This is a genomic window from Vibrio crassostreae 9ZC13, from assembly GCF_000272045.2.
Classification (GTDB): Bacteria; Pseudomonadota; Gammaproteobacteria; order Enterobacterales; family Vibrionaceae; genus Vibrio; species Vibrio crassostreae_C.
This window is the reverse complement of record NZ_AJYZ02000041.1, coordinates 989,754-996,529: the sequence shown is the minus strand read 5'-3', so window position 1 is coordinate 996,529 and position 6,776 is coordinate 989,754. Positions and strand designations below refer to the sequence as shown.

General features: G+C 42.9%; 6 protein-coding genes and 1 pseudogene. 1 reads left to right on the top strand and 6 read right to left on the bottom strand.

All coding sequences use genetic code 11. The annotated features are described in order from the left end of the window. Nucleotides 1-374 precede the first annotated feature (374 nt). From A136_RS18725 to A136_RS18700, 6 genes are all read right to left on the bottom strand, one after another. Nucleotides 375-875, bottom strand: a complete 501-nt coding sequence (locus A136_RS18725; protein WP_017062405.1) for an opioid growth factor receptor-related protein — start codon at nucleotides 873-875, stop codon at nucleotides 375-377. Between the two features lie 467 nt (nucleotides 876-1,342). Beyond that, a complete protein-coding gene (locus A136_RS18720) occupies nucleotides 1,343-1,816 on the bottom strand; it encodes a response regulator (protein WP_017063648.1) in 474 nt (157 codons plus the stop codon). Further along, complete coding sequence (locus A136_RS18715; protein WP_017063647.1) at nucleotides 1,803-3,158, bottom strand: ATP-binding protein; 1,356 nt, start codon at nucleotides 3,156-3,158, stop codon at nucleotides 1,803-1,805. The genes A136_RS18720 and A136_RS18715 overlap by 14 nt, the downstream gene beginning before the upstream one ends. A gap of 6 nt (nucleotides 3,159-3,164) precedes the next feature. Next, nucleotides 3,165-4,583: an SLC13 family permease gene (locus A136_RS18710; RefSeq protein WP_017063646.1), complete on the bottom strand. Its 1,419-nt coding sequence runs from the start codon at nucleotides 4,581-4,583 to the stop codon at nucleotides 3,165-3,167. A gap of 342 nt (nucleotides 4,584-4,925) precedes the next feature. Continuing rightward, nucleotides 4,926-5,822 carry a hypothetical protein gene (locus A136_RS18705; protein WP_017063645.1) on the bottom strand — a complete coding sequence of 299 codons (897 nt, stop codon included), beginning with the start codon at nucleotides 5,820-5,822 and terminating at the stop codon, nucleotides 4,926-4,928. 140 nt (nucleotides 5,823-5,962) lie between these two features. After that, nucleotides 5,963-6,385, bottom strand: a complete 423-nt coding sequence (locus A136_RS18700) for a hypothetical protein (RefSeq protein WP_017063644.1) — start codon at nucleotides 6,383-6,385, stop codon at nucleotides 5,963-5,965. Nucleotides 6,386-6,482: 97 nt separating this feature from the next. Here A136_RS18700 and A136_RS18695 point away from each other — a divergent pair. Continuing rightward, nucleotides 6,483-6,776: pseudogene (locus tag A136_RS18695) on the top strand (IS110 family transposase); the annotation flags it as partial.

Genomic DNA, 6,776 nt, shown 5'->3' with positions numbered 1-6,776 from the left:
TAATACGGCGGCCTAGCCACTCACCGTCGAAATCGGTAGAAGGAACAAATTGGGGACTATCAGGAAGTTTAGGAAACGACTCGGAATTGTTGGGTCCGAACCACTGGAGTTCACGACCAACAAGAAAGAAGACAACAACGCCGATTGATATCGCTATCACAAATCCCTTTTTCATTAGCCTCTTCCTAATCCGCTGACCTTAAGAAAAGAACCCTAACATAATGAAAAGTAATAACTTACCATCAGTTTAATTAACTTTGATATATTCCACAAATTGCATTCAAATGTTGAATATAGAGAAAGCGGCATCGTACAAAATACCGCGCATTGAGAATCAATTATGAGCAGTGCCGGAAGCTCTGCACAGAAAAACCCTAACCTTCCAAGGCATTGCGCCAATACTGAACGGTTTTATCCGACACCAACCCTGTCTCGGTCGCCGCTGATACTAAAAAGTCACATAACCTAGCCGCAACCTCTTCATTACCCAACAAGTACAAACTGCGAATGGCTCGCGTTAACCTTAGCTGGTTATGGTCATGATTCTTTAACCATACGTGATTAGCCGGGCTAAGTGGTAACGATGAAGATATTTCACTCCCGTTTCGCTGCATACCCCAAAACTCAAGCATCAGGTCAAGCACTTGTAGATGAGCTGTGCGGAGCGCTTCTGAATTAGCAAAAAGCACCTTATCTTCTTGAGTAACCAACGGGGCATGTTGATTAAACTTAGTCCCCTCATCTATTGGGAAGAACACTTGAATGTACTTATGGTCATGCTCCAACCAAAAATGATTGTAAGCCAATAACTGTTCTATATTTCGACCAAATTTGTCCGGCGCTTCACCAGATATAAAGCGAGCAATCTCACTCATTTTAAAATCCTACTGACTATAAACCCCCACTTGTGGGCGAATGCATTATTACGCAGTAAGCCGTCAAAAGCCTAGTCCTTTACGTTGTAAGTACCGATTTGGCTTAGAACTCCACGTCCCACGCGTTAGGAATCACTTTTGAATAATTTCGACTTACTTTTCTAACAAACGACACGGGAACTCTGCGACACATTTTAGCTCTGCTGTATGTTCAGGGAATCGTTCCTGAAGAAAACACAATGCATCCGTTGGCGTTGGCGTTGGCGTAGCGTATGAGTTTTAGACTAAAGCCAGCAACCAGTGTGTTAATAACTGAGTACCAAAACCTGAACGACTAAAAGAGGTAGGTAAAATAAGCAGCGAAAGATTACATCTTTCAAAGAAAAACCCTTCAGAAAGCGTCCTTCGGTGCATAGAATTTCAAGCGACTTACACTAGTGAATAATGTAAGTCGCTAACATAAGAGGCTAACGCAAGCGTCTGAACACAACCTGCTGGTCGAGCTCATTCTGATAGTCCGTGTAATCAAGCCCTTGATCAAATATGTACTCAGTGACAAGAGTACGAATGCACTCAACCAATGTGCTTGCTTGCCAAGGCTTTTCAAAGTAACGGTCGATGCCTGCTGCATTAATCGCATTGATGGTATCAGTATGAGTGGCCTGCCCCGTAAGAAGAATTTTCTTGGTATTCGGAAAGCGACTGTCATGGAACACTTCAGTGAGTAACTCCACACCCGTTTTCCCTGGCATCACATGATCAGACACGATGACGGTAATGTGTTCGCCTTCTGCGTCAAGTTCATCAATGAGATCAAGCACTTCTTGCGCTGATTCACAATCTTCAATATTCAGCCAACTCGCCAGCGGCTCTAAATCTTGTATCACTGCGCTCAGTACTTCTCTCTGGTCATCGACACAGATTAAATTAAGCTTCTCCATGTTCACCCTCTATTGGTAACTTGATTCTAAATACAGTTTTAGAAGCATCACTTTTCACAATGATACTTCCGCCATAACCTGCCACAATCCGCTTAACTACTGATAAACCCAAGCCCAATCCAAACGATAAACCACCTTTTTTAGTGGTGAAGTTGGGCTGAAATATCTTTCTACGAGTCCCCTCGTCTATCTCAGGGCCGTTATTCGTGATCGTAACTAATATTCTTTTCTTACTTAATCTGGTTTGAATTTCTATTGCGGCATCGTCTGAATTCGACATTGCATCACAAGCATTCTTTACAATGTTGACCCAAATCTGAACGAGCTCTGTTTTCGAGCCTTTAAAAGGCGGCAAATCTGCAGGGCTCAATCGCACAGATACTCTACGCAACTCACTTTGTAACAACGATAAGGCATGGTTAATGGAGTCGTTAATATCAACCGCTTCTTCGGTGTCAATATCAACTCTGCCAAGTTGTTTAACCGATTTTACGATGCCGACGGTGTGTCTAGATGCCAAACGTAAATCATGTAAATCACAACCCATCTGCCAAAAGCGAATCGCTTCTTCTGGGTTTTTCAGCCAATGTTTTGAAATAACGTCTGTTGCATATGAAGCGTCAATTGGAATCGCCTTTGCAAGAGAGCGAGCAATGTTCTTGTCTAAACCATATTTTCTTTCAAATTGTCGCCCACGTGTTCGCGCTTCTGACGACGACGTTTTCTGACCATGCATTAACCCAAAATCGAAAAATTGGCTGGCTTCTGGATGCACTTCTTCAAGTAGATCCATGATGACCGTTTCAAGTCGGCCAGATTTACTATTAACTACACCAATAGCGTTGTTAAGCTCATGGGCAATCCCTGCAGCCAATTGACCCAAGGTCGTCATTTGCTCAGCAGTATGTAACTTCTCTAGCGCTTTTTGTTTCGCTATCGCTTCTTGTGTTGCACGGCGTTGACGACGCGACAACTCATTGACAATCACAGGTGTGAACTGTGCGGTAAGAGGGCCAAATTTACGTTCATCTTCTGCAGGCGTGTCTTTATCGATCCACGCTAACTCAACATCGGTTTTAGCAACAACCGTTGAAGATGCTGTCCAATTACCTGAAAAGAAGCTATGAACGCCTATAAAAGCCCCACTACCCGCGCTAAATACTCGCACTTGCGGTGTATTCGCATCGGTATAAAACCCTTCCAGTTCTCCACTAAACACATAATATAAACGAGTGTTTAACGCTGATTGTTCAATAATGGTGTTACCGGCACAGCACGTCACCCGACGTTCTGTTTGGTTAAAATAGCGCTCGATCAGTGCTTCTAGCTTTTGTTGATACACGTATCGTTATCCTATGTGACCAATTGAATGTAGCACCCACACCATAACAAAACTCAGTAGCACACCAACCACACCCAAAATAATACCGATTCTGGCCATTTGATTACTTTGCACATGACCAGTGGCATGAGCCAACGCATTCGGTGGCGTACTGATTGGCAGCGACATACCTAATGAAGCGGCAAAAGTCACAACCAAAATTAACGTTAGCTCACCGCCTAGTGGCGTGAGTGAAGCCATAGACGAACCTAATGCCGCCATAATTGGCATTAACAAGTTAGCCGTTGCGGTATGAGACATAAAGTTTGCCATTACCAAACACAAGAACGCCGCTCCGAACAACACCACATAGGGTGAGTAGCTATCAAACGGAATGCTGTGTACCACGAGCCTTGCTAAACCAGTTTTATCGAGAGCTAAACCAAGCGCAATACCACCTGATACAAGCCACAGTACGTCCCAAGAAATCTTTTTCAGGTCTTCTTTATTGATGATCCCTGTGAGTGAGAACACAGCGACAGGAATCAGAGCGACGGTATAAGAGTTCATGCCATGGCTTGAGCCCATTAACCAAAGAATGATGGTCAGCGCAAAAGTGACGTACACCGCAATGGCTTTGGGCGTTTTAAGGAATTTACCTTTGATGCTTAGCTCGATTTTCTTTTGGTCAGCTTTGTACATAAAGCCGATTAAAAACCACGCTAACGCCATCATAATAACGACAAACGGCACACCAAATGCCATCCATTCACCGAACGTAATGAGGTTATCGCCAACTAAATATTTAAGTGCGATAGCGTTCGGCGGGGTACCGATCGGGGTACCAATGCCACCGATGTTAGCGGCAACAGGGATACAAAGCGCAAACGCTATACGACCGGGGTCTTTCGGGCCAAACACAGCCAATACCGGCGTTAAAATAGAGAGCATCATTGCCGTTGTTGCTGTGTTAGACATAAACATCGAAAAGATGCCAGTGATCAACATTAAGCCGAGCATCACAAACTTTGGGTCTTGTCCAAATGGCTTCAATAATACACGGGCTAAGTTTACGTCTAATCGATACTTAGTGGCGGCCATCGCTAAGAAAAAACCGCCCAAAAACAACATGATGATTGGGCTGGCGAATGTCGCCATGATGTCGCTGTATTTTAACAACTCACCAAAATGTTCCTGCCCATGCTCAAACCTTAAAAAGATCAGCCCTTTATCCGACAACATCAACAATTGCAGAACGATAATAACAACAGACGTCGCGTAGATCGGGATGGGCTCGAACACCCAGCACAATGCCGCTAATAAAAAGATCGCGATAACGCGTTGTTGAATAATCGTAAGGCCTTCAAATGGAAACGCTGATAGCGGCATTACGAGGATAATGAAAGGAATTAAAATAGGGATAATGTATTTAATATAGGGGCGCATAGCACAAAAACTCTTCCTGAGATAACAACTACTTAGAAATTAGATTTAAAGTTCTAATTTAGTCCGACAACGAATTATCGACCTCTTATCACTATCTCACTATCGGCTAGATCAATGATTCCGTAATCGCGATATCCCCTTTTTCGATTCTGTGCGCTACCTCTACGTTTGTATGTGATTTACTGTTGAAATTAAATTCAGGAGAGTGGTTTCTACGTTTCTAGTCATGTCCATAAATTGAGGGCCACTTCTGATAAAAGCGTTGAACAAGCTCACTGGGTTAGGTATGCCTGAAACTTGTCGTATCGACTAAGAACCCCACGAAACGGGGTGGCTCTATCTCTAAATTGACTGTCTTAACAAACGACACTGATACTCGGCAATGTGCTTTAGCTCCGATGTATGTGCAGGGAATCGTTCGTGAAGAAAGCACAATGCATCCGCTATGGTTATCTGGTGTAGATTCGACGTATAACCAAAAACCAATCGGTGGATATTGTCATAGAGCTCATCTGAATTATCTGAGCTTTGACACTGCGCTAAGATAGCTTGGTCAATCTCATCGTCAGGATCTTCCAAAGGGCTATTGGCTTGTCGATAAAGATTAGAAAGCATCGAGTCATATTGCTCTTTCGACAGCTCTTCCTTGCAACGTAATATCCACGTAAGCGTAATTAGGTTATGCCCAAAGAAACCAAACTGCTTTAAGCATGCTTGTAATACGCTATTGAGCTCTACGACTTTACTTGTGCCAGTGCTTCGGTCGCCGTCAGAACCTGTCGATGTTACAAATTCTGTGAAGCGGTTAAGGAATGCTGGCACTTGAGACGGCTCTAGTTCACGGTAAACACGGTTCAGCGCCAATAAGATAGTCACATTGTGGGAAAGATACTCACTGGTTTGAGAAGCCTGTGAAACGTAATGCGAGAAGATGTCTTGAAAGCCCTTATTCTCATGCCATTGCATTAAAGCAGCATACGACGCTGGGTATACCCCATTATCCAATATCCTGTGAATACGAAAATCCGTAAACTTTGGCGCTTGTAGCGTTGCAGAATACTCACCTAAAACCTCAATCTCAGTTTGGTCTATCAACTCACTCGTTTTAAGCCACACATTGTCTGTTTTAGCGAAGTAGTTATTAAGGTGATTCGAAGCCAAATAAGCTTTTAAAGAATGAGGTTGATGGATGCTGGCACTGCTATAAAGTGCCTTTTCCAATAGTTGGTCGCTTGTCATGTTTCCTCCGTGAAACTGACGTTTGATAAGAGAATCTAGACTGCTCAACACCGAACGTCCAAATACACATCATATGCTTATCGTAATGCACGGAAAAATGCCATGCATTACGATTCAATCTTAAACAGTTTGTTATGCGTTTACTTTCGCTGAAACTTTAGACGTTTCGCTTCTTTAACTTCCAGCTTTGTCTTTTCAACCTGAAGTTCCAATAATTCATCTAGCTTTGGTTGAAGATAAAAGAACCACCTAAAGAACCCATACCCCATTAGAGTTAATCCCAATGCAGTGAACATACTAGAAAAACCCATATAGAATGGTTTATCAGCCTTTAATAGCTCGATTTTCTTTTCAAGTACCTTTATTTGATGTTCTTCATGTGAATTTGGGTCCGCAATAAGCTCCAATTTAGATAAGCCGATAGAGTAGCCCATTAGGTTATTGTTGAAATTGTTATGCGTACTGTTGAATAGCCATCCGCCAAAAACAGTTAAAACTAGACCAAATAAAGCCAAGAATTTATATATATTATCCGTTGGCATACGTGCACTTGAGCTGAACATTGATATCTCCATATTTCTGACACATAACGAATGACATGGGTTCACCCTGCCAAGGATCTACCACACTTATGTGGTACTTCAATGCATCGGAGGCACCATGTCTGATTATTCTTATTTCTGCGGTGTCGACCTAGCTAAAAACCACTTCAGTCTTCATGCCGTAGACCAAAATGGTAAGGTCATACTTCATAAGTCGGTAACCCGCTCTAAACTACTGACTACAATAGCAAATATGCCACTCATGCGTATAGGCGTTGAAGCGTGTGGTGGTGCACATTATTGGGCAAGAACACTCAATAAACTGGGACATGACGCCCGTATCATGGCCGTTAAATACGTAATCCCTTATCGAACTAAGGGAAAGAACGACCTTAATGATGCTGTTGCCATA

What these genes read in the sequence shown, in the direction of transcription:
- A136_RS18720 (WP_017063648.1), bottom strand. Translation starts at nt 1,816, where the DNA reads ATGGAGAAGCTTAATTTAATCTGTGTCGATGACCAGAGAGAAGTACTG.
- A136_RS18725 (WP_017062405.1), bottom strand. Translation starts at nt 875, where the DNA reads ATGAGTGAGATTGCTCGCTTTATATCTGGTGAAGCGCCGGACAAATTT.
- A136_RS18700 (WP_017063644.1), bottom strand. Translation starts at nt 6,385, where the DNA reads ATGTTCAGCTCAAGTGCACGTATGCCAACGGATAATATATATAAATTC.
- A136_RS18710 (WP_017063646.1), bottom strand. Translation starts at nt 4,583, where the DNA reads ATGCGCCCCTATATTAAATACATTATCCCTATTTTAATTCCTTTCATT.
- A136_RS18705 (WP_017063645.1), bottom strand. Translation starts at nt 5,822, where the DNA reads ATGACAAGCGACCAACTATTGGAAAAGGCACTTTATAGCAGTGCCAGC.